This window comes from Rhodopirellula sp. UH5 (genome assembly GCF_056839225.1).
Genome location: NZ_CM166390.1, coordinates 993,547 through 1,017,491 on the forward strand (window position 1 = coordinate 993,547; position 23,945 = coordinate 1,017,491).

The 23,945-nt window shown below is 56.4% G+C and carries 19 protein-coding genes; 7 read left to right on the plus strand and 12 right to left on the minus strand.

The window, feature by feature from the left end; all coding sequences use genetic code 11:
- The first annotated feature begins 412 nt into the window (after positions 1-412).
- The 5 genes from UH5x_RS03555 (at position 413) to UH5x_RS03575 (ending at position 8,450) form a co-directional block, all read left to right on the plus strand.
- Positions 413-859, plus strand: a complete 447-nt coding sequence (locus UH5x_RS03555; protein ID WP_236696378.1) for a hypothetical protein — start codon at positions 413-415, stop codon at positions 857-859.
- Complete coding sequence (locus UH5x_RS03560) at positions 856-1,938, plus strand: ABC transporter ATP-binding protein (protein ID WP_047815444.1); 1,083 nt, start codon at positions 856-858, stop codon at positions 1,936-1,938. Before UH5x_RS03555 ends, UH5x_RS03560 begins: the two co-directional genes overlap by 4 nt.
- 72 nt (positions 1,939-2,010) lie before the next feature.
- Positions 2,011-4,584: an ABC transporter permease gene (locus tag UH5x_RS03565; protein ID WP_482634732.1), complete on the plus strand. Its 2,574-nt coding sequence runs from the start codon at positions 2,011-2,013 to the stop codon at positions 4,582-4,584.
- A 316-nt stretch (positions 4,585-4,900) separates the two neighbouring features.
- A complete protein-coding gene (locus UH5x_RS03570; protein ID WP_047815589.1) occupies positions 4,901-5,299 on the plus strand; it encodes a response regulator in 399 nt (132 codons plus the stop codon).
- A gap of 58 nt (positions 5,300-5,357) precedes the next feature.
- Entirely contained in the window at positions 5,358-8,450 is a 3,093-nt protein-coding gene (locus UH5x_RS03575; RefSeq protein WP_482634733.1) for a PAS domain S-box protein, read from the plus strand.
- A 289-nt stretch (positions 8,451-8,739) separates the two neighbouring features.
- On the opposite strand, the gene UH5x_RS03580 is transcribed toward UH5x_RS03575, so the two are convergent.
- From UH5x_RS03580 to UH5x_RS03610, 7 genes are all read right to left on the minus strand, one after another.
- Positions 8,740-9,279, minus strand: coding sequence for a hypothetical protein (locus UH5x_RS03580; RefSeq protein ID WP_482634734.1), 540 nt, complete (start codon positions 9,277-9,279; stop codon positions 8,740-8,742).
- Between the two features lie 4 nt (positions 9,280-9,283).
- A complete protein-coding gene (locus tag UH5x_RS03585) occupies positions 9,284-9,700 on the minus strand; it encodes a VOC family protein (protein WP_482634735.1) in 417 nt (138 codons plus the stop codon).
- A gap of 20 nt (positions 9,701-9,720) precedes the next feature.
- Complete coding sequence (locus UH5x_RS03590) at positions 9,721-11,121, minus strand: four-carbon acid sugar kinase family protein (RefSeq protein ID WP_482634736.1); 1,401 nt, start codon at positions 11,119-11,121, stop codon at positions 9,721-9,723.
- A gap of 48 nt (positions 11,122-11,169) precedes the next feature.
- Entirely contained in the window at positions 11,170-11,817 is a 648-nt protein-coding gene (locus UH5x_RS03595; RefSeq protein WP_482634737.1) for a cyclase family protein, read from the minus strand.
- Entirely contained in the window at positions 11,814-12,863 is a 1,050-nt protein-coding gene (locus tag UH5x_RS03600; protein ID WP_482634738.1) for a Gfo/Idh/MocA family protein, read from the minus strand. Before UH5x_RS03600 ends, UH5x_RS03595 begins: the two co-directional genes overlap by 4 nt.
- Positions 12,860-14,161, minus strand: coding sequence for an MFS transporter (locus UH5x_RS03605; protein ID WP_047815451.1), 1,302 nt, complete (start codon positions 14,159-14,161; stop codon positions 12,860-12,862). Before UH5x_RS03605 ends, UH5x_RS03600 begins: the two co-directional genes overlap by 4 nt.
- Positions 14,162-14,223: 62 nt before the next feature.
- Complete coding sequence (locus UH5x_RS03610; protein WP_482634739.1) at positions 14,224-15,318, minus strand: isocitrate/isopropylmalate dehydrogenase family protein; 1,095 nt, start codon at positions 15,316-15,318, stop codon at positions 14,224-14,226.
- Between the two features lie 261 nt (positions 15,319-15,579).
- Here UH5x_RS03610 and UH5x_RS03615 point away from each other — a divergent pair, with 261 nt between their 5' ends.
- A complete protein-coding gene (locus UH5x_RS03615) occupies positions 15,580-16,626 on the plus strand; it encodes a DUF1593 domain-containing protein (RefSeq protein ID WP_047815453.1) in 1,047 nt (348 codons plus the stop codon).
- Between the two features lie 33 nt (positions 16,627-16,659).
- Here the strand turns inward: UH5x_RS03615 and UH5x_RS03620 are convergent, their stop codons facing one another.
- The gene (locus tag UH5x_RS03620) at positions 16,660-18,252 is read right to left on the minus strand and encodes a glycerol-3-phosphate dehydrogenase/oxidase (RefSeq protein ID WP_482634740.1); all 1,593 of its coding nucleotides are present in this window, start codon (positions 18,250-18,252) and stop codon (positions 16,660-16,662) included.
- 72 nt (positions 18,253-18,324) lie between these two features.
- Entirely contained in the window at positions 18,325-19,830 is a 1,506-nt protein-coding gene (glpK, locus tag UH5x_RS03625) for a glycerol kinase GlpK (protein WP_482634741.1), read from the minus strand.
- Positions 19,831-20,197: 367 nt separating this feature from the next.
- Here glpK and UH5x_RS03630 point away from each other — a divergent pair, with 367 nt between their 5' ends.
- Entirely contained in the window at positions 20,198-20,413 is a 216-nt protein-coding gene (locus tag UH5x_RS03630) for a hypothetical protein (protein ID WP_482634742.1), read from the plus strand.
- 21 nt (positions 20,414-20,434) lie between these two features.
- On the opposite strand, the gene UH5x_RS03635 is transcribed toward UH5x_RS03630, so the two are convergent.
- The 3 genes from UH5x_RS03635 to UH5x_RS03645 form a co-directional block, all read right to left on the minus strand.
- Positions 20,435-21,838, minus strand: coding sequence for a sulfatase (locus tag UH5x_RS03635; RefSeq protein WP_482634743.1), 1,404 nt, complete (start codon positions 21,836-21,838; stop codon positions 20,435-20,437).
- 185 nt (positions 21,839-22,023) lie between these two features.
- Positions 22,024-23,022 (minus strand): SDR family oxidoreductase, encoded by a 999-nt coding sequence (locus UH5x_RS03640; RefSeq protein WP_482634744.1) that lies wholly within the window; start codon positions 23,020-23,022, stop codon positions 22,024-22,026.
- Positions 23,023-23,200: 178 nt separating this feature from the next.
- A complete protein-coding gene (locus UH5x_RS03645) occupies positions 23,201-23,656 on the minus strand; it encodes a flagellar protein FliS (protein ID WP_315852653.1) in 456 nt (151 codons plus the stop codon).
- Positions 23,657-23,945: the final 289 nt, after the last annotated feature.

The following is a 23,945-nucleotide window of genomic DNA, read 5'->3' on the forward strand; positions in this document are numbered from 1 at the left end:
GGGCGAGTTGAAATTGAACCAGACACTTGGTTCTTCACATTCCCGGTGGGTCGGGACGCTCGCGTGAGCGAATGCGAACAATTCTGCAGCAAGATAGCAGCGTTCCAGGTTGCATCGAAGAAGCCTGCCGAAGATTGGATCCGGGGAATGCCGATCCGTCGCGTGGGCAAGCCAGAACGCCTGTTGGATTGGGCTGGTCGCCTCCAATCGAGGCTCCCGCAGAGGCCGACGGGGCAACCGTGGTCGTGACAGGCTGCCACACCTCGGGGTGGGTAGCAGATCGGATCAAGACAAAAATGAGTCAAAACTTCTTCAAAAATGGGCCCCCGACCCTGACGGCAGTTGCCCAACCGGCAATAATGAAACTCATGAAGACCAAGTGTCTTCTTCATTGCCACGCGGAGATAGGATCATGCGTGCCGAAACGCAGCAACGACAATATTCTGAGAGAACGCTCCAGCAGGTTCGGCTGGACAGCGTCCGTGCGCTCGCGAAGGCGAAGTTCTGCCCGGACACCAGTGAGGTCGTTCGCTTGCAATGTGTTGACGATCGGGCTGAGTCAGAGAATCACTTCGGCAACCAACTTTGGTACTTCGAAGGCAAAGGCGTTGACGAGGGCCATCATCGGCAAGACGTGTTCGGGGTGGTCGAGTATCAAATTCAGTTTGGGCTGCAGGAGTTGGTGGAAGACGGGGTTTTTGATACCCCTCAGGAACGCGAAGGCTTTCGTTCGTTGTACGACCGTGAGGTCAGCGGCCCTTCTTGGCGGCACCCAGCGAATCGTTTGTTCCTGGCCGCGATGATGGCGGTGGCTGCTTTGACGTTGTTCTTGCTGACGCTGAAGAATCTGCTGGCGTGAGTTCTTTTGCCGCTGATCCAGCTGAGTGCGTCGCCGAACCTCTCGAAACGCCTGTGAAAGATGGAACGATCGTTTCCGTCAACGGGCTGCAGAAAACCTACCGCGGAGGCTGGCTGCGTTCCTCTCACGTGCATGCTCTCTCGGGTGTCACCCTGAATGCGGATGCCGGTCAAGTCTTCGGTCTGCTCGGGCCCAATGGGGCTGGCAAAACGACACTGATCAAAATCTTGCTGGGAGTGATCCGTTCGTCCGGTGGAACAGCCAGTTTGTTCGGTTTGCCAGCCGGCTCGGCAGCGGCTCGTCGTCGAGTTGGGTATCTGCCTGAGTCATTGCGAGTTGATCGGCACCACACCGCACGGACAGCGCTGAAGTATTACGGTCGACTGAGTGGACTCGACGGCACGACAATCCGCAGACGCAGCGACGAATTGCTGGAGTTGGTCGGACTCGCCGGTCGAGATCGGGAACCGGTGCGGCAGTTCAGCAAAGGCATGTTGCAGCGGTTGGGACTGGCACAAGCCCTGATGCATGATCCCGACCTGTTGGTCCTGGATGAACCCACCGATGGTTTGGATCCCGTCGGTCGGTCCGAAGTGCGTCAGGTGATCGAACGTTTGCGAGACGCAGGCAAAACCATCCTGATGAACAGCCACATTCTGCACGAAGTGGAATTGGTGTGCACTCACTTGGCGATCATGGCGAAAGGCCGCGTGCTGGCGTCGGGCCCCATCAACAACTTGAGCGGTCCCGGGATCGAAGTTTCCCAGTCGGCGATGACGATTCACATGGAAATTGAACTGGAGCGTTCCAAGTTGGAAACGTTGCAGGAGCAACTGCAGCCAATGATGTCGACCGATTCTGCTTGGCAGCTGGTGCGTTCGAAAGAATCGAATGATCTTTGGCGAGTCCAGTTGGACTGCGATGAACAAGCCGACGTGGACGCGAGCGTGGATGTGGTTCGTAGCCTGGATGGCTCGATCGTCACATTGCAACCACATCGACACACTTTGGAACACACGTTCATGCGATTGGTTCAACAAGCCGGTTCGCCCGGCCGTGACGCCGGCCCGACGCCGTGAGGCCAATGATCCTTTGATTGGCCCGCCGTTGCTGTCACCACCCACTTTGAAAACGATCGCTGGAGAGATGCATTGAATTGGCGACCCTATTTCGCCGTCGTTTGGGACTCGTTTCATGCCGCGATGGCGTCGCGAGTTCTGTGGGCAGCGATGCTGGCCATTTGGATTTTGCTGGCCATGCTGGCTCCCATCGGCGTTCGCGAAGATTACACGACGACGTTTCGCTTCTTCGACGTCTACAACGGGACGCGAATGAAGGCGATGCTCGCGCAGGGCATGGTCGACCCAGACCAAAAGGACGCTCCGCTGGGGCGGATCGCCGCTGCGATGCCAGAGGAGCTTTCGCGGAAACTCCAACGAGTGGGGGAAGGCGACGAGGTCCGGATTCCGTTGCCGATGCTGACGGATGCACTGAACGAGTTGATCGATCAAGACTTCAAACTCGCCACCAACGCTCCAGATGCTGACGAAGAGTCCGGCGAAACGTCCGAAAAAGCCTCCGATTCGCGTCACTGGTACGATGCCCAAGCCTGGCAGGAAACCGTTCGACTTCGGGAGCTGCGTGAACTGGATGAAAAGCCGGCGGAGGAGTTGGCCGATTCGCTAATCCGGCGTCGGGCCAGACTTCGGATCGAGGCCGCGTTACCGGGAGTCTTCGAAGCTCGAAGTGCTCGATCGGTGTTGTTGACGTACGGGACATTGGATTTTCCGACTGGGTTTGAAATTGATCGAACTCAATTCGAATCCTTGTTCAATCAGTTTGTGATTCCGACCCTGGTTCACTGGCTGCTTGGTTTCGTGCTGGTCTTCCTCGGTGTCTTGGTCACCGCATCCATGATCCCCGACATGCTGCAAACCGGGTCGCTGCACCTGCTGCTGAGCAAACCCGTTTCCCGTCCGGCCCTGCTGCTGGCGAAGTTCGTCGGTGGATGCGCGTTTGTGTTCTTGTGCGTGGCTCAGTTGGTCATCGGACTGTATCTGATTGCGGGAATGCGGCTGGAGATCTGGAATCCCAGAATCCTGTGGTGCATTCCCGTTGCTGTCTTTCTGTTCGCTGTTTTCTTCAGCGTGTCTGTGCCGGCTGGATTGAAGTGGCGTTCCCCCATCATTTCAATCGCAGCGGCGGGAGCTCTGGCTGCGATCTGCCTCGTGTTCAGCATCATCGCGGGCGTGTTCGACACTCGGATTGTTCAGCCGGAACGCATTTCAGGCCTGGTTCGAGCGGGGGATGATTTGATCTCGGTCACCAACGGCGGCGGGTTGAACCGGATGGACGAGGATCAACAGCAGTGGGTGCCTGTGATCGAAAGCAAAGCGATGTCCAACGATCGCGTTTTGCGGCCTGTTGCAATCGATGACGATCATGTTCTGACTGCGAGAATTCGCAATGGAAAATTCAACCCATTCGGCTCGGGGTCGCTCGATCTGATCGTGTTGGCACGCGACAACGATTGGAAGCCTCAACCTGGATTGCGATTGCCAACCGCGACTGAACGTTTGATTCCCATTGGACTGACGGACAAGTCCGGTTCGGGACAGACCTTGGCGGTCAACACCGCGGATTTGCTGATCACCCAAAACCGGGACATCCTCTCGTCAATCGGCAAGCAGGTCAAAGAGGAATCCGACGATCCAGACAGTGACAGCGACGGTGGTGGGGACGGTCGATCTCCGCGGGGACAATCGGCGGATTCCATTGGTGCTTGGTTGAGCACCCTTGTGACGATGCAAGGCGGCGCCACGGAAGAATTCGTTTCGATCCTGCCGCGAAATGTGGCGCTGAGTCCCCCGATTCGGCTAGCGGTTCCCTTGGACGCGGCTGATTTGAACGGGGAGAGTGCAAGCGAATCGACGCGTTTGTTGATTCTCAATGGAAGCCAATTGCAGCAATTGGTACCCGATGGCGATCCGACGGAGAATGTCTGGCAGCGGGATCTCACAGCTGATTTGCCTCGCTCAGACACTCCCTTGCCTCCCGTGTTGGCTGCCTCGAACCGATATGTCGTGGCCAGCACCGGTGATGAGGTGGCGCGCGTGTTCACCACCAAGGATCTGAGTGAGATCTTCGCTGGCGATTGGCCCGATGACATCGCGCCGCTTTCACTGCACGCTGTCGCGGAAGACCTGTTCTTGGTTGTGACAACAGAAGGCAGCGGCCATCTGCTACGCGTGGTTGAAAAACAAGGTGATGAACCGGGCTCGGAAAATCACCCGTTGCAAGTGGTCGCCACACTCCCGGTGGATGAGATTGAAACCGCAATGGTGGAGTTCACGCCGGACTCATCGGTGGTCCAGTTGGTCGTCGCTCATGACGTCGACCGAGTCAGCGAATTCCATGTCAGCAGCCAGGCGGACACGGCTGACCTGAGTGTCGTTCGTAGCATCGAACCGAAACGATCGTTTTGGCGCCGCGTCGATCGGTATGGAATTGGGTTGCTGGAATTGCTGACGCCTCAGGTGCTCGCACTGGGTGACACCACCGCAGGGATGGTCTCTGGCAAAAAGGCGTTCATTGTCGGCGGTGGCGACATGGAGGCAGGGGAAGTCGTCCGCTATGGAATCGCGACGCCAATCATCAGCTGTGGTGTCTTCATCGCCGTCATGCTGACGTTGAGCTGCGTCTACTTTGCTCGCAGCGATTTCTGAACAACTGCTGAACAACTGGATGTTTGGAACGAAAGGCGTCAGAGCTTAAGAGCCTGAACGCAATTCCGCGCGGTTGAATTCACGTTGGTTCAATCCGTTGCACAAGGAGATGGCAAGCGTGCATCGCGGTCCCAGGTCCAGTTGTAGGGATTGGTTGGATGGGGAAACAAAATGCGTTGCGTGTCTCCGCAATGCACCAAGTGACAAGCTGCCTGAGCATAACGGAGGGCTAGTGTAGAGAGCCCCAACTACATTCTCAGAAAGCTTCTCTTAGGCGGGGACAATATGCATGTGCAGTACCGATCGAATTCTATTCGTGGACGACGACACAATCGTCTTGCGGGTGCTCCGTCGTAGCATGGAAGACAACTACGACGTCGAGACCGCAGAATCGGGTCAACGGGCTCTCGAAATTCTTCGCAGCAGTGAGCCAATCAGTTGCGTGGTCAGCGACATGCGGATGCCCGCGATGGATGGCATTGAGTTGGTTCAGACGATTGCGATCGAGTGGCCCGAGGTTCCATGCATCATTCTGACTGGCAACCAGGACGAAGAGAGCGAGCGACGAGCGATCAACGAATCCAACGTCTTCCGATTGATGAACAAGCCTTCGCCACGCATTGAAATCATCGAGGCGATCGAGAGTGCGCTCCAACATCGCAGAGAAAAGCGTCTTCCGCCATCGTCCAATTCCCCGTTCACCGTGAGTGCGTGAACAACGATTGGTCGTCACTCTTCTTTGACGGACGAAGTCCCCAGCCTCGGGCTACCTCATGCAACGTACCATTCTTCTATCCCTTCTGATTGCCTGCATCGGGGTGTTCGCGACGGTTGCCACTGTGGAGATGGTGCGTCAATCCGCATTGAGGCATGACCGGCAGCGATTCGACCACATGGCAGATCGCTTGCAAGGCGAGTTTCAGCGCCGCATGCAACAAAGCGAATTGGGATTGATTGCTGTTCAGTGTCTCTTCTCTGCCAACGAACAGGTTGAGTATTCCGACTTCATTCGACTGCTCTCACAAATTGATCGCGAAGATGAATTCCTGGGCGCCGAAGCGTTCGGGTACTTGGCAGTTGTTCCTGACACCGTAGAAGCGACGCAACAACTCAACGCAGAGTTGGTGGCGTCCGGCTTGAATCCATTGCGGGTCACGACCCACGAAGCGGCTGGATTGCACTTCAATGACGTCGAGACTGACAAACTGATTCCTGGTCGATTCATCATCAAATTTGTTCAGCCCAATACGCGTTTCGATTGCGCCGTTGGACTGGATCTTGGCGAGGATCGTCTCCGCCGAGAAACGGCCGAACGTTCCGCAAGGACAGGAATGGCGTGCATCACCCCACGTTTGCAGTTGATGGGGAGTGATCCCGACGAATCTGGTTTCCTGTTCATGATGCCACACTATCGAGGCACCCCAAGGACGGAAGCGGAACGTTTGAACTCAATCGTTGGTTGGGTCGGCATGGCCCTTGATGGTGCATCGGTGTTCGAGAATCTGGAAGCTGCCACGGGGAATGAACTGGGTTACAGGTTGTTCATCCAAGAGGGGCTCCATTCCCAGTTTCAACTTGCATCCAGCCAGAGTGATTCCAGCGAGAGTTCCCTTGGCTTCCAGCGACGCACATCCGAATTGATCGCGGGACAACTGTGGAATGTGGAAGTCTTCCCAACAAAGGATTTCGCCACGACCGTTCATTCGCTTGTATGGACGATTGCCGTTGGTGGAGGATGCTTCACGTTGGTGGTTTTCATTCTGGTGTTGAACTTGAGCACCCACGCGTATCGTGCGCAAAAACTCGCGTCCCATATGCTTGTCGACCTACGCCGGCTGGCGATGGTTGCCGAACGCACAACGAATGAGGTGGTCATCACGGATGTGGATCGAAAGATCACGTGGGTCAATGAAGGGTTCATCCGCAACACGGGGTATCAGTTGAGTGAGGTGGAAGGCCGATCTCCGGGGGATATTTTCCAGTGCAAAGATACGGATCCCAACACTCTCCAGTTGATTCAAGAGGCTCTCGCCAATCAGAAGGGGTTTTGTGGTGAACTACTGAATCAACGCAAGGATGGGACTCGATACTGGGTCTACCTCGACATTCAGCCACTTCTTGATGATGACGGGGAGCAGGTCGGTTTTTTGGCGATCAAAAATGACGTCACGGAAGCCCATGAGGCCGCAGCACGTATCAAACGCGTGAACGAACGAATGGAATATGCTCTCGACGGGGGACAAATGTCGATCTGGGACTGGGACATTTCCAAAGGAAGGATCGTCTACGACAGTCGCGGCTATGAAGTCACCGGGCATCATTCACCCGAAGGTGGTGACCCAGCGAATGTATGGTTCGAACGAATTCACCCGGAAGACCTGGCCCAAGTGGAATCAGAAATCAATCGCTGTATTTCGGGCGAAAAAGAAGGTTTCGTCATTGAATGGCGGTGCATGCAAGAGAACGGGGACTTCAGTTGGTTGTTTGCCCGCGGCCATGTCGTGCAGCGTGATGAGGCCGGGCAAGCCACCTACGTGGCTGGGACGACCATGGAGATCAATGAACGCAAGCGAGTCGAATTGGCCCTCGTTGAAAGCCAAAAGCGTTCGCAGGCTGTTTTCAATTCATCGCAAGATGCCATTGTGTTTCTTTCCAATGGGGAACTCTTGGATTGCAACCCACGAACCCTTGAACTGTTCGGGTTTGAAAGCCTCCGCGATATGGCACGTTTCGATCTCGTTTCGCTCTCACCAGAATTGCAACCCGACGGGAAACGCTCGGACGTCGAAGCAAGCAAGATCATGGACCTTCTCAATACCGATGGGAAGATTCACTTTGAGTGGACCCACATGTCCAATGATGGAAGATGTTTTGACTGTGACATCTCGGTTGTGTCGTTCAATTTGTCGGGGCAGGTCTACCAGCAAGCCGTGTTGCGTGACATCTCCAACAAAAAGGAAATGCAACGACAGCTTTCACAGACACAGAAACTGGAAAGCATTGGCCAGTTGGCAGCTGGTGTTGCTCACGAAATCAACACCCCGATGCAGTGCGTGTTTGGGAATGTGGAATACCTGAACATGGCATTCGACAAAGCGTTTCAACTGATCAACACGTATCGCGAATTGCGAGACGATTCCGAGCCCAGTGAATTGGCAAAGGAAGTCGTTCAAAAGGCAGAGTTGGGCTGTCGTTTTGATTCCTTGCAGCACAACATCACCGAGTCAATCCAAGAAGCTCATGATGCCGCCAACCGAGTGATTGATATCGTTCGCGCGATGAAGACCATGTCGCACCCGGGCACCTCAGCAAAGTCCACCACGGATCTGAACCGATTGATTCGTGACGCGACGATTGTTGCGAGAAACCATTGGAAGTACGTCGCCAGTTTGGAATTGAATTTGGATGATGCTGTCCATTCGCTTCCGGTGTTCCCGGCTCAAATGAGCCAAGTGATCTTGAATTTGGTGGTCAACTCCGCGGATGCGATCGCAGAAGGGCGTGAGCAGGAGTCGTCGGAACTGGGAGTCATTTCGGTCTCCACTCAGATGGCGGAAGATCACGTTCGCATCACAGTGATGGATACCGGCAATGGGATGTCTGAGAGCGTTCGCAGTCGCGTCTTTGATCCGTTCTTTACAACCAAAGACGTTGGCAAAGGTACCGGCCAGGGAATGGCGATTGCTTACGATGTGATCGTCAACCAACACGGGGGGACGATTCAGGTGGATTCCTCGCCTGGGCAAGGCGCGTGCTTCACGATCCTGCTTCCAATTGAAGTGGAGACAAAACCGGTGATCGGCGACCTGAGTGAGAGTTCAGGTGGGCTGAGTGTCGCAGTTGGAGCGTCTCAGTTTCAATCCTAGTGGTCTGCCACGACTTCTTCTTTGGGTGGTGGACGAAGCGACGAGTCCTGAAATGGCGTCAAATTCAAGGACTCGTCGCCTCGCCCACCACGATCAACCCTCACTTTTAGCTGTGACAAACCACCAGCCACCGTGAGGTCAAAATCAGATGCTGGGATGAGTCTGTGAGCGGGAGGGTCTGCTTTCGATCTTCGATCTGCCAGCGTGGATGGTGGCGTACCCAGTTCACTTGGTCGAACAGAACTGCCGCGTTGTTTCCGAAAATGTGGCGGAAATCGAATCCGTTGCCTCATCGATTCGCGTTCTCGTCTGGGACCGGATGGGGGGCGGATGCCATCGGTGGCTCGGACGCGTGCTCCAGCATTGAGATGCAATCGTTTCGAAAGCGAGCATAACCAACACCAATGGTGAGGATGCAATACGCAGCAACCATCGGTTTGGACGCCCCTGCCTGAAACAACCTTGGCGCGTCCAGAAATGCTTCGCCGCTGAACCAAGCCAGTGCCAAGTACGTGCCGTTGGCGAGCAGGCAAAAGTCGGCAACGAACCACAACACTCGTCGATTTGCGACGAGTGCGATTGCGACTGGTACAAGGACCCCGAGGACCGGTCCCGACCACAGTGTGATCAGCGGTGCGGGATCCGGTGAATGGATCGAATACGGCAGATGCCATGGTCGAAGGTCGATCTCAATCAAGGTCGCGCCGCCGATCCAACCACCAACCACATGACCAAGTTCGTGCGACTGAGTCATTGCCAACCAACTCAACAACATCCATCCTGCAAAACGAACGGTCACGCGGATCGACTGGGACAAGTTCGTCGTCATGCTGCTATTGAGGCCCTGTCATTTCCCAAATCACACCACGCGTGGTTGCCGGATCAATGAAACCGGCCTTCTTGTTCAGCACTCCATCGTGAGGCGTCTCGTTTTTAGGCGTCATTCGCCTTGCCGGCAACTCTGCAAATGTTTGCCCGACATCGGTGGTCTCAAAGCAAAGGTGATGAAGCCCCTCTCCGTTTTGATTCAAATGATCCATCAAGGGATGATCGTCCGTCAATGGCTGGACGAGTTGCAGATGCAGGTTTCCCATGTCCAAGTGGGTCAGTCGTACGTTTCCAGACTGAATGTATTCGTCCACAACGACTGGCAAACCGAGTTGATCGCGGTAAAACGCGAGAGCCTCGTCTGTATCGCGAACCACGATGGCGATGTGATCGAGTTTCTTGAAAAGTGGTGTCTCAGACACGGGAACCTCTAGGAATGAAATCAGGCTTTGAGTTTTTGAAAGGCTTCGAGCAATGCGTTTGGACCACCCACGTTTCCAGGGAAGACAACGTAAGCGATCCCCGGTAGGTGGCTGTCGGCTGGCATTTTCCAAACGGGGACACCAGGAAGAATTTGCCCGAGGACCGTCGCGTGCTTGGCTCCCAACCCCTTGGTGGCAACGTCACTGGAGGTGATGCCACCTTTGGCAATCAGGAATCGAGGACGCTGAGTGAGACTGCTGACCACTGAAACGAGAGCTTTCGAAACTTGGTTTCCAATGGCGAGACTCGCTGCCGCATCGGTCCCGGTTACCAATTTCCGAGAAGATGAAAGGACGACGTTGAAGTTTTCCAGCCCATCGTTCACGGCGGTGACGATTTCCTGCAAGTACGATTCGCTTTCATCCCCCAGTAGCTTGTCGACGTCCAAGACGACCGATGTCAGATCGGATTCGTTGTCGAGCAAACACCTCAGTTGTTCAGTTGTCTTGGGGACGTACGAGCCGACGACAACCAGACCGGTTTTCGAACCCTCGTTCACCATCTCCTCGGCGCGAAGCAAATCCCTGGGTTCCAAACCGGCGAAGGCTTGCACGAAGCTCGCTGCGGTTCGGTAGACGAACGTTTGCCCGTTTTGTTCGGCAGATTGAGCGGCGAACACAAAGGCTTCGATGTCTCGCATGGAAGCTGCGTTGACGATGCACACCGATCCCGGCGGCAAATCGGACAAGCGAGTTTGAAGCGGATTCAGGTCCGGCGAACGCAGTTCATTGAGCCCGACCGATACGATCTGGTTGGGATCGAGCTTTCCATCGTGCTTCTCCGCGACCCAACGTTTCAGGTCGCTGTTCTGAAATCCAAACGCTGCATCCTTGGCGAACGGAGTTTCCGCGGCGGGAATCAGTGCTTCTCCTTCGGCGACATAGTGGATGTCGCCGATCGTGTAGCGACCGCCTTGAAGGAAGAATGGGGCGATCACGTGAACCGCCTCGGACGTTCCAACCGCGGTCGCGATCGCATCAACTTCAGCGGGGTAATGGCCTCGAAGCGTGGAATCGCTGCGACTGACCACGACAAATCGCTGTTTGGTTTGCCGTGCGGCCTCGATCAGATTTTTGCCAATTTCTTGGGCCAGTTGAACCGCATCAGGTTCCGTCATCGACCGTGAATTCGTGAGCACATAGAACAGATCAGCGGGAGAATCCAACGCTGCGGCCAATTCATCGACGCCCCAGGTGGTCAAAACAGGAGTGTCGTAAACCGTTTGTGTCCCGGTGGGATCATCGTCCAGGACAACAATCTTGCGGTTCGACCGCTGGTTGTTTTCGCGAATCTGGGGAAGCAACGATTCGGAGCGTTCTTCCGCGATGCCTTGGATTGCATCCGAGAGAGTTAGTGTCATGGGAATTGGAGCGAAGAAGGCGAATGAAGGTTCAAGATTTCAAGCATTTCATGGATCGATCGGGCAATCCAAGAGAGCGAACGCACGACACGGTGCACCATCGCCGCCAGCCACCTTGAGCGGCATGGCGCCAAACAAACAATGGGGCTCGGTGATCGCGTCGAGGTTGGTCAGTCCCTCGACAATGATCACGTTGCCGCCCAGCAAAATCTGATGGATCTCCGTCACCGCTGGCAGATCGTTGACATCCGCAACCGACGGTGGTTCCACGCCCACCAAGCGAACTTTTCGATTGACCATCCAGCGGGCCAGGTCAGGACTGATCGGCTGAAAGTTGTCTCGGTAGTAGCTCGGATTGCTCACATGCTGACTCCACCTCGTTCGCAGCAACAATGCATCTCCCGCCGGAAAGGTCTCTGCGAGTTCACCGAGGTGCGAGATCTCAATCGGAGTTCTGGGAGGCAGGTGTGCCAAATCGACGATCCACGCATTGCCAATGCAATCTTGCAACGGAATTTGATCAATCGTTTGCTCGCTCGCTTCAAAGTGCAGCGGCGCATCCATGTGAGTGCCGCAGTGCGAATACAGATGCAGCGTGCTTGCGTTCCAACCGTCTTCGGCCAGCGTGAACTTGCTCTCCGATTCAAAGCCTCGCATCCCAGGTTCCAGACGCAATGTCAGGTCGATGACTTTCATTCTTGGGGCGTCTCCCAGCATCCAGATTGTGACGAAGTGTACATGGCTTCCTGAACCGCCAAGCTTTTCAGGTAGCTCGCTCCATCGGTTTCGAAGGCTTGGCCATTTTTCAGTTGATCGATGAAGTGTCGCTGGGTTGCAAAAACGCAGTCTCCTGCGAAACCGTGTTGGCTGGGTGAGTAAGAGTGCTCCCGCTCGGATTCGCCCAGAGGCTGAATCATCAGCCGACCATCGTCGTGAAGTCGGAGTGAACCTTCGTCACCTTCCAACAGAACCTCGCCAAACGTGTAACGAGGATTCTTTGCCGTGGATTCGTTGAAACGATTGGCGTCGTACAACCCCATCGCACCGTCATGAAAGCGGAAAACGCCCACCGCGGTGTCTTCCCCGGCGATGACCGGGTTGAGTTTGCGGTGCCAACACCAGGCTTGGTCGATTTCGCCTCCGAGATATCGAAACGTGTCGATCGTATGAATGCCCGCTTCCAAGATCAGGAACTTGTCCATCGTCTGAAAGTAAGGCTGGCGAGCAAGGTACGCGTCTGGACCATGTCCGTCGCCGGCTCGGTTTCGAAACGACAGGGAGTGCAAACGACTGCCAATCGCACCGGAGTTCATCAGCTGTTTCATCTCGCGATACCAAGGTTGGAATCGAAAGTTTTCGTGGACCATGAAGCGAATGCCTCTCTGCTCGGTCAACGTGACCAATTCGCGGGCCTCCTGCACGGTTGGTGCAAGCGGTTTTTGGCAAATGATGGCGTGGCCACGCTGGGAAATCTCGTCGACCAACCGCAGATGGGTGTCGGGACGAGTGATGATGTCCACGAAATCGACCTCGTGCCGGTCCAGCATCCGCTGGTAGTCCGCGTAGGCCGATGCAATGCCGTTTGCCTGAGCAACTTCATTCGCTTTGTCGATCTCCACGTCGCAGCAGGCAACGATTTCAACGTCGCTCATCCGGTTCCAAGCGTCGTAGTGGAACTGGCTGAAGTAACCGGCACCAATCACGGCGCCCCGGTAGGTTCGTTCCGTTGGTTGGGCAGTCATGCGGCGGCTCCTGTTACACGCGAAGCAGCATCCAGCTCTTCCGCGATGGACCGGTCCGGCGAGATGCGGAACCACAGAAAGATTGCCACCACATTCAGTGCTGCGGCCGAGTAGAAGAACGGCTCATGAGCATGGAAGTGGGCGACCAAGTACGGGAAGGACAACGACGTCGCGAAGGCACCCAGGTTGCCGATCATGTTCATGGCTCCGCTGACCGCGCCGGCACTTTTTCCGCCGATGTCCATGCAGGTTGACCAAGAAGGGCTGAGAATCATGTCACTGCCAAAGATCGCGATGCACATGCAAATGACAGCGGACATGGGCGTGGTCATGTTCACACACAAGCTCATCCCAATGGCACCCAGTGCAAACCCGATCGCAGCCGGTAGGCGTCGAGAAAGTTTCCATTGGCCGCGGCTGTAGAGCCGATCGACAGTGAAGCCCGCCATCCAGTTGCCGACAACCCCGCACAACAAGGGGGCGGCGGCGTACCAGCCCGTTTGTTCGCTGGTCAGTGAGTATTGTTCTTTCAGGTAGGGGAAAAACCAACTGACGGTGAAGAAGAACGTGAAGTTGTGGGCGACGTACTGGAACATCAGCATCAACATGTTGGTGGATCGCAACATCTGAAGGAACTTGATGGGCGTTTCCTCAACGTGTTCCAGCTGAGCCGCTCGTTTCGGATTGCGTGACTGCATGATGTGCGTGGCCTCGGATTCCGACACGGCGAAATGATCTTCCGGCAGGTCACGAAAGAGCGTGTACCAAAGAATCGCAAACAGGATCCCGATCACCCCAAAGAACCAAAACGTTTGTTGCCACCCGCCCAGTGCACCGATCAGCCAGACCACGCCCGGCATCGCCAGGGCAGCCCCCAGACGTCCGCCCGAAAAGCTGATCGAATTGGTGATTCCACGTTCGTTCATGGGCAACCAAGACGTGAAGGCGCGAGCCAGGGTGGGGTAACCACCGGCTTCCCCCATCCCGAAGAGGAACCGCAGGCCAACCATGGCTGACAAGCCGCGAACGACTCCCGTGAGGATGGTGAACGCGGACCATATCAAGCACACAACGGCCATGACTTTCCGAGGACCAAAGCGATCGGCCAACTTTCCGCTGGGAACTTGGAACAGGGCGTAGCCAAGTGCGAAGGCGGACATGACCCAACCCATCTGTTGATCGGAAAAACCGAGGTCGGTTGCCATGTCCTCTTTGGCAGCTGAGATGCACGCTCGATCCACCCACATCAGCACGGACAACAAGAACGCGCCGAGGATCAGCAAGAAGCGTGTGGGCATGGGGGATGTCCGTGGGATGAGAAAGAGAATGCGCTCGCGATTGAATCAATTCAAGGCGAACTTCAGACGGGCGTCGTTTCACCCTGGAGTCGTCGACTCAGATGAGCTGCGATTTTGTCCGTGATCTCGACCGTCGAAAGTTGGCCGCCCATGTCCGCGGTCCGCTGCGTTGGGTCAGACAAAACGTCCGAGATGGCACCGTTCAAAGCGTCCGCTGCGCGGCGTGTTTCAGGGTGACCCAGCCACTCCAACATCATTGCGGTCGACAGGTGCATCGCAATTGGATTGGCGATCGATTGCCCGGCGATATCGGGGGCCGAACCATGCGAAGGTTGAAAGACCGCTGCGTTGTCACCCAAGTCGCCCGAAGGCGCCATTCCCATTCCACCGACCAGACCGGCGGCCAAGTCAGAGAGGATGTCGCCGAACATGTTTTCCGTGACCATGACATCGAAGTCTTGTGGGCGACGGACCAAGAACAATGCAGCTGCATCGACATAAACATGATCGGCTTTGATGTCCGGGAACTCCTTGGCGACTTCGTCAAACACGTGACGAAAATAAACCATTGAGGAAAGCACGTTGGCCTTGTCGATCAAGGTGACCGTCTTCTTGCCGTTTCGGCGACGAGCGGTTTGGAATGCCAAGCGGCAAACCCGTTCCGATGCCGATCGGCTGATCCGGAGCAAGTTGGTCGCTTCATCCGCGTCCAGATCCGCAATCGCATCACGTCCATAGAACAACCCTTCGGTGCTCTCGCGAACCAGCACAAAGTCGATGTCACCGGGGCCTTGGCCCTTCAACGGGGTGTCGTCTTCGTGAAAGAGGCGAATTGGGCGGACACCACCGTACAACTGCAAACGCTCGCGAAGGTCCAATTGAGGTGCGATCTCTTTGCCATTGGGGTAGCGAACGTTAGGCAATCCCATCGCGCCGAGCAACACCGCATCGGATGCCAGGCAGGCATCGAATGCCGACTGAGGCAGTGCTTCCCCGGATCGCTGATACTCGCCAACGCCGACGCTGTGATGGTCGAGTTCGAAGGCGACTCCGTTCAAATTCGATTGCATGATTTCAAGCAACCGAACCGATTGGTCACAAACTTCGGGGCCGATGCCATCGCCACCTAAGATGACGAGATGAAAGGATTGGGTCATGGGGGATGGTGCGAGAAAGAATGGGCGACTGGGAAATCAAAAAGCATGGCGAATCAAACACAACACTCACCAATGTTCGAATCGCGATTGCGACTGCGAACGGCCGAGAACGACTGAATGCACTCCGTCGCTTCTCTTCAACGGCCAACATTACACCACAGTGTGGTGGGTTTCGACAGAGGATGACCAACATTCTTGCGGTGCGCTCTATACACTCACTGCCTGGAAAGAATGATTTCGCATTTGCAATAAGGAACTGATGTGTCGACTCGAAAACAACTCCTTGTGGCTGGGGTGATCTTCACCGGTCTCTTGTCCGTGATGATTCCCACCGTCTCTGCCGAACGACCACGACTGGCTGTGTTGACTGACATTGGCGGCGATCCCGATGACACGCAATCGTTGGTTCGCCTGTTGGTTTATTCCAACGAGTTTGAGATCGAAGCGTTGATCGCCAGTGCGTCAGGGACACGAGGTGAACTGAAGGAATCGATCACTCGGCCTGACCTGATTCATGAACTCATCGATGCCTACGAACATGTTCGGCCGAATTTGCAACAACACGCCAAAGGTTGGCCGGAGGCGGATGCACTTCGCGGCGTCGTCGTGTCAGGCAATCCGAATCGGGAACGCCCTCACATCGGTGAGGGACATGACACCGATGGATCACGTTTGTTGATCAAACGGATTGATGCGGGGTCGGTGGAGTCGCCCCTTTGCATCACCGTCTGGGGTGGGCAAACTGATCTGGCTCAGGCCCTTGACCGAGTCCAAGCGACACGCGGTCCGGATGGATTCGCAGCGTTTGTTCGCAAGTTCTCTGTCTATGACATCGCCGACCAGGACGGCATTGCCAATTGGATGCGAAAGCAATTTCCGGGGATGCACTATGTGCTATCCACAGCGGCACCGAACGCCGACAAACGCACCGCGAATTTTCGTGGGATGTATTTGACGGGTGATGAAAGCCTGACCGGACGAAATTGGATTGAAGCCAATGTTCGAAGCAAGGGACCACTGGGAGCGTTGTATCCCACCAAGACTTGGACGGCACCCAATCCGCACGGTTGCCTGAAGGAAGGTGACACGCCTTCGTGGTTTTTCTTCCTGCCGAAAGGCGGGAATGATCCCAAAGACCCAAGCCAACCTGGTTGGGGCGGGGAGTTCACGAAGCAAGACGACGGATGGTACCGAGACCGAACGGCCACCACGAACTACGATCCTCGCACATCGGTCAGCCGTTGGCGTCCCGAATTTCAAGCGGACTTTGCTAAACGCATGCAGTGGTGTTTGCCTGCCACCGAGTGACGCATCCGCGCGACCTGCCCCGTCCAGTTCACGTCAGGTGATCTGATAGGCCTCAGCCAGTTTTGCAAAGGATGCGACTTGTTCCGCGATCCACGCTTCATCACGATGCATCTCAGTGGCCATCAGCTTGGCAACCGTCTCTGAGATCTGGACCGTTGCTTTGGAGTTCAAAAACAGGCATCGGGTTCGGCGAGCCAGCACATCTTCGACCGCCCTTGCCATCTCGTTCCGGACCGCCCAGATCACTTCGCCACCGGTGATGGAGAGGTCCGTGTGCAACTTCTGGCTCCACTCGGGTTTCTCTTGTTCCAGTCGTTCGATCTCGGGCAGGTCCGATCCGTAGTGCCCTCGCCCCGCACCGGCGACGGTGTTGGTCGATCCCGAGTTTGGATCGTAGCCATGCAGGTGAAGTGTTTCCGTTTGGCAGCCAGTCGCGGTGAGCGGAGTGGCTGAATTTTTCGTCGAGGCAATCGTTCGATCGACGCAGTCCTCAGCCATCTTGCGGACCGTCGTCCATTTGCCACCGGTGATCGTGATCAGCTTGGAATCGGAGATGCGAATGGTGTGATCGCGAGACAGCGACGCGGTTCGTGATGACTTGTCGCCTTTGACCAGTGGTCGGATCCCGGTGAACACGCTGAGGACATCTTCACGCGCTGGTGCTTCGACCAAGTACTCCTTTGCAGTCTCCAGAAGAAATTCAATCTCTCCGGCTTGTGGTTTGGGTTCCAGCGACACGGTCTCAATCGCCGTGTCGGTGGTTCCGACCACCGCATGATTGTGCCAAGGGATGATGAACAGAACGCGACCGTCAGACGTTTTGGGAACAATCATCGCAATGTCGCCGGGGAAGAAGCGGCGGGGCAGAACGAGATGCACACCTTGGCTGGCCGCCAGCATCTTTTCAGCAGCCGGCTCGTCCATCGCTCGGACAGCATCACAGAACGGCCCTGCGGCATTGATCACTCGGCGTGCCCCGATCGATAGCGTGGCACCCGTTTCGCGGTCCTCGGCAAGCACACCGTTGATTTCACCCGCATCGTCTTTCGAGAGTCCCGTCACGGCAACGTAGTTCAACAGGCACGCCCCATGCTCCGCAGCGGTCCGAGCCATGCTGATGAGCAACCGCGTGTCATCGAACTGCCCGTCGTGATAGATCACGCCTCCGTTGGCTTTCTGCTTCTGCAAGGTCGGCACTCGCTGTGCGGCTTCTTGGGGACCAATCGCGTGAGACCGCCCGAAACGGTTTCCGGTCGCCAACCAGTCGTAAACTTTCAGGCCCGTTGCGTAATACATCCGTTCCATCAACGAACCACAGGGGATCAAAAACGGCATGTCATGCACCAGTTGTGGCGCGTTGTTGCGAAGCAGCGTGCGCTCCTTCAAGGCATCTCGCACCAACGTGATGTTGCCTTGTTGGAGGTAGCGGACGCCGCCATGTACCAGTTTGGTGCTGCGGCTGGACGTTCCCTTGCCGAAGTCAGCTTGTTCGAGCAGCAGGCAATCCAGACCACGCGCGGCAGCATCCATGGCGATTCCAACCCCCGTCGCACCGCCGCCAATGATGACAATGTCCCAGGGCTCGGAACGTTCGTTGAGCTGGGTCAGGGAATGTTCGCGTTGCATTTATGAACCGAAAGGAGCAAGAGAAGTTGAGCGAGAGGAGACGCGTCCTGTCATCACAGGGCGAGCGAGAAGTCAGTCGGTCGCGGATTCGAGTTCTGCCCACTGCTTGGAACGCTCGAGCGCTTTGGCCCAGCGAATTCGGCGTCGCGACACCTCATCGGCTGCCATTTGGGGCTCGAACACGCGGTCGGTTTCCCAGATTCGCTCGATGTCGGCGTAATCCTTCCAGAAACCGGTCGCGAGGCCGGCGACATAGGCCGCCCCAGCCGCCGTGGTTTCAATGATCTTGGGACGGACCACGCGAGCACCAATGATGTCAGCCTGGAATTGCATCAACAAGTCATTGGCGGCCGCTCCGCCATCGACTCGCAGTTCCTCGATCGCGACGCCGGAATCCTTCCGCATCGCGTCGAGCACATCTGCAACTTGGAAGGCAATGCCCTCCAGTGCGGCACGAGCGATGTGAGCCTTGGTGGTCCCGCGAGTCAGGCCAACCAAAATGCCCCGTGCGTAGGAATCCCAGTGTGGTGCGCCGAGACCGGCGAACGCTGGAACGAGGTACACGCCGTCGGTATCGTCCACGCTGGCAGCGAGCGATTCGACTTCGGAGGACGACTGGATGATCCCCAGTCCGTCTCGCAACCACTGCACAATCGCACCGGCGATGAAGATGCTGCCTTCGTAGGCGTACTCTCGTTTGTCGCCATCCCAGCAGGCAACGGTGGTCAACAAGCGTGAAGGAGAGGGGGACGGCGTGTCACCGATGTTCATCAACATGAAACATCCGGTGCCGTAAGTGTTCTTCGCCATGCCGGGCTGGGTGCAGTTCTGTCCCAGCAAAGCGGATTGCTGGTCGCCCGCCGCTCCACCCAGTGGAATGGATTTGCCAAACAGCGAGGGTTCCGTTTCACCGTACACGTGACTGGACGGGTGGACGCTGGGAAGAATGGCTTTCGGGATGTCAAACAATTTTAGCAACTCGTCGTCCCACTTCCCTGTGTGAATGTTCCACAGCATTGTTCGAGAGGCGTTGGTGACATCGGTGGCGTGGACGTTTCCGCCCGTCAACTTCCAAAACAACCAGCTGTCGATGGTCCCAAATGCAAGCTCGCCCTTTTCGGCTCGCTCTTTGGCCCCAGAAACGTTCTCGAGAATCCAGTGCAGCTTCGTGGCGCAGAAATAGGCGTCGATGACCAATCCCGTCTTGTGCTGAACCAGTTCTGATCGGCCTGCTTCCCGCAACGCATCGCAATCGGGAGCCGTTCTTCGATCTTGCCACACGATGGCGTTGTGAATCGGTTCGCCGGTGGCGCGGTCCCACACCAAGGTGGTTTCCCGTTGATTGGTGATTCCAATGGCGTGCACGTCAGAGGCGTCCATGCTGTGCTGTTGAAGCACCGTTTGAGCGACCGACAGTTGCGTCTCCCAAATTTCGTTCGCGTCGTGTTCCACCCAGCCCGGTTTGGGGTAGTGCTGTGTGAACTCTTGCTGGGTCATCCCGATGATCGATCCATCGTGCGCAAACAGGATCGCTCGAGAACTCGTTGTTCCTTGATCCAGTGCCAGAATTGCCTTCATCGAATGTCTCCGCCAAGTTGATTGATCGTCATGGTTGTCAAAATGCAGTCTGATTCTAGCGGAGTTGGCGACGGCACGTGCCGGTGAACAACGCTGCTTGAGCGTCCCTTGCAATGATCATCGGGAATCTCGCACCGCCCGTGTTGGAAGCGGCGCCAACGATCGCGGTAGTCGGCCGCGAACGGACCAATCTTGCTTCCAATGGCTGCGACGAACGACCATCCGATTTCATTGTCGCGGCAAGAATCAACCGCATTCGCGATCAGTTCGTGGCCCTTCCTCGCCCCCGGTTCGCTAGACTGAAGACTGGTTGTCGAATTCGCGGGCTCATGTGGACCGAGGTGTGACGATGTCGAAGATCCAGAGGATGGCAGAATCGCTTTTGCCAGAGGCTTGGTTTGTTCGCGTTCGCGATTCGTCGAAAAAGTGGATGATCCGGTGCCCGCATTGCCACCGCGAGCAGTCCGTGTGGGACGTGGGCGGTATCCGATGCGGGGCTGCATCGGTTGGGAAACGGATCCAGGCACACTGTGAGTACTGCGGGAACGTGACCGCGAGCATGCACTACCAAGACGAAGAATGAGGTCGGGTTCGGTACCGTTCCCTATTTCGCCGGTTGCCGTTTTCTGTTGACCAGGTCATTCGTTCGGACATCAATGAGCTTTTGAGTCAAGCGTTGTTTCATCTCCGCCACCACGGCGGCATGCTCGGGAGAGGACGCGAGGTTGGTGAACTGCTGCGGGTCAGATTGTGTGTCGAACAGTTCGATCCCGCCCGACGCGTCTTCCTTGTACTGAATGAACGCCCAGCGATCTGTTCTCAAGAGGAACCCTTTTCTCATTGGCGCGACACAAAATGCCGCGTCACGAACCGCGAGAGTGGGATCATCCAGCAACTTGGAAAGGTCCTTGCCCTGCACATGATCGGGGACCTCCACCTCGCACAACTTGGCCAGGGTCGGGTACAAATCCAACATCTCCACCAAACTGTGGCAGACACCGGGGGCTTTGCCAGGGACCTTGATGATCAGAGGGACCCGCGAGGATTCATCTCTCAGAGAAACCTTGGCCCAGAAATCATGCTCGCCCAAGTGGTAGCCGTGGTCGCTGGTGAAAACAACGATCGTGTTTTCTTCTTGCCCGGATTCGCGGAGCGCCGCCAGCACCTTGCCGACTTGCGCATCCATGTAGGCGACCGACGCGTAGTATCCACCGACCGCTTTGCGCTGGCGGCGGAGATCCATCTTCATGTTCTGGCTGGTTTTGTAGTTGATGCCCAACTTCGGGATATCGTCCCAGTCGCCCTCGATGCGTTCCGGCAGGCGAATTTTGCGATACGGTTTGAAGGGCTCGAAGTACTTCGCGGGAGCCACGAAGGGAACATGCGGACGGACAAAACCAACGCCCAACCAAAACGGTTGCTCTCTTTTTTTACGAATCAGGTCGGCTGCTTTGACGGCGGTTTTCCCATCCGAGTGAACGTTGTCATCGCCTTCGGCTTCCACCACGACAAACGTGTTGCCTCCAACGACGGGACGAGCCCCATCGGGGTTGTTCTCTAGCGTTTCCCCATCGCCTGTGGCTTTCCATTCTGGTCCCGGGCTGTTGAAACGCTCTGTCCATGAAATCGCGTCATCCGCCCCGTTGCCGCCATCGTGGTCTCGTCCGTCCCCGCCGGTTTCAATTCCGCCCGGCACACCCATGTGATAGATCTTGCTGACACGAGCCGTGTAGTAGCCCTGGTCTTTGAAACATTGAGGCCAAGTCTGGCGGTCACCGATCTGTGGACGCGGGCTTGTGTAGCCCAAAACGCCGGTTGCGTGCGGGTAGTACCCCGACAGAAAAGACGCTCGGGAGGGACCGCAATAAGTCGCCTGGCAATACGCCCGCGTGAATCGGGTTCCCGCGGCCGCCAAGGTGTCAATGTTCGGCGTCTGGCAAACTTCGTTTCCGTAACACGACAGCGCCGTGGACGTGAGGTCGTCCGAGATGAGGAACAGCACGTTCATCGGCTGCTTCGCAGCGACCGGGGCCTGCCAAGCTAACTGGAGGGGCGCAGCTAGAATGGGGAGCAGCATCCAAAGACGCATGGAGGTTTTCTCAGTGAATGGGAAGGACGGCGACGGGATTCGCCATTGTAGGCCGATTCAGGGGAGCACGCACATGAACGGCCTTCCCGTCGCAGATCCACCGCTCACGCTTGGGAGCAGATACCACGGTAGTACTCGATGCTTTGGCGAAGTCCTTCCGTCATGTCCACGGTGGGCTCAAACCCAAGCCGCGAACGAATCTGATTCGTGTCTGCCAGCGAATCGCGAACGTCACCTGCGCGAGGCGGTTCGTGAATGGGTTGGATGTCACCTTCCAGCAACTCGCGAAGCGTGTCCAGCAAATCCAACAACGTTGTGCGTTGACCGCGACCGACGTTGAAGACTCCGCCAGCAGCGTCCTCCACCGTCGCTGCCAACATGTTTGCGTGGGCGACGTCTCGCACAAACACAAAGTCGCGGGATTGTTGTCCGTCCCCGTAGATGACCGGGCGTTCGCCGCTGAGGATCATGGAAACGAAGCGTGGGATCACAGCGCTGTATTCGCTTTGGGGATCTTGCCTTGGGCCGAACACGTTGAAGTACCTCAGGACCACCGTTTCGATCGGGAACTCACGCTGAAAGACTTGGCAGTAGTTCTCCGAGGACAACTTCGCCGCCGCATACGGCGACAAAGGGGCGGGCATGTCATCTTCTCGCTTGGCGACATAGGGCGAGTTCCCATACACGGCGCTGGTCGACGAGAGCACCAACCGTTTGACACCAGCAGCCGCCCCGGCGGCGAGCAATTCAACGGTGCTGGTGGTTGTCCATTCGTGGCACAACCCGGGTTCACGCATGCTCCGTGGGACGCTTGCCATCGCTGCAAAATGAAAGATGTGGTCGACGTTTTCGACGGCTTTTTCCACGCAGGTTCGGTCGGCTGCATCGCCTTCAACGAACGTCAACCGATCTTGAGCGGGGCCTTCCTGAAACGGCGTCAGGTTGTGAAGGAAACCTGTGCTGAGGTTGTCGAGTGCGACCACGTTGGCACCGGCATCAAGCAATCGTTCAACCATTTGCGAGCCAATGAATCCCGCCGCTCCCGTGACCAGACAACGTGTTCCAGCGAGCTGAGCGATGGCGGATTGGAGGGTGGACGACATAGAAGGGCAGGCCGGTAGCGTTGGGGAACGAAGCGGCGTCCGGCCTGAAGAAGGTCAACTCAATCCTCGAGTCGACGTGTCACGTCAGTCGCTCTGTGTGAGCCGACCGGTGACCTGAAGTAGCATCTCGCAGCAACGTTTTCGGGAATTGCTGCGAGCTTGTTTCAAAAGGCAGGGATCAACCCTGCAGGTTCAATCCACCACTGCCTGATAGCACGTCAGCGATGCGTTTGTTGGAAGGTGTCTTGTCCGTCCCTTCCTGAGCACAGACCATTCGCCAGGTCTCTGCTTCCGTTTCCAGCACCAAGCGGATTTCGTCGATCATGGAGGAATCGCCATTCTGTTCGGCTGCAATCAAGTGCTGGCACAAGAAGACGTACAGGTCAGCGACGGTGCGGCAAACTTCGACGGAGTTGTCGGTGACTCCCGAAAGCAGTTCCGACAACAACTCGAGCAACTTCAACGAATACTCGTTCGTCCCGCGTTTGCCAGGTTGGGAGTTCCAGTGGTGAGCCAAGTGCCGCGAGACTTCCACGGCACGCTCGATCACCATCAGACGCAATCGGGCGGGCGATGCTGTCTGAACCATGGATTCCAGGTACGCGTCGCCCCGGCGTCGACCAAAGTTCTCCATTCCCTCGCTGAGGCTGCCTGTTTCGCCATGACGCGACGCAGAGTCGCCTGGCATCTCCAGGGCTTGCTCTTGTGGCTCGTTCGATGGCACAGAGGATTCGTCACCAACAAAGGTCATCGGGGGTGGGACGAAGGAGTCAGCCGTGTTGTACATCGGGTTTCCGGTTGCGGGAATTGGAAACGGGCACACAGGACGAGTCCCGGTATGCAGCGCATTTTGTTATCGACGTGGACGAAGGAAAACTTCATCCAAAGACACGAGGGGGGCCATCCTCACACCGGATAAGAGC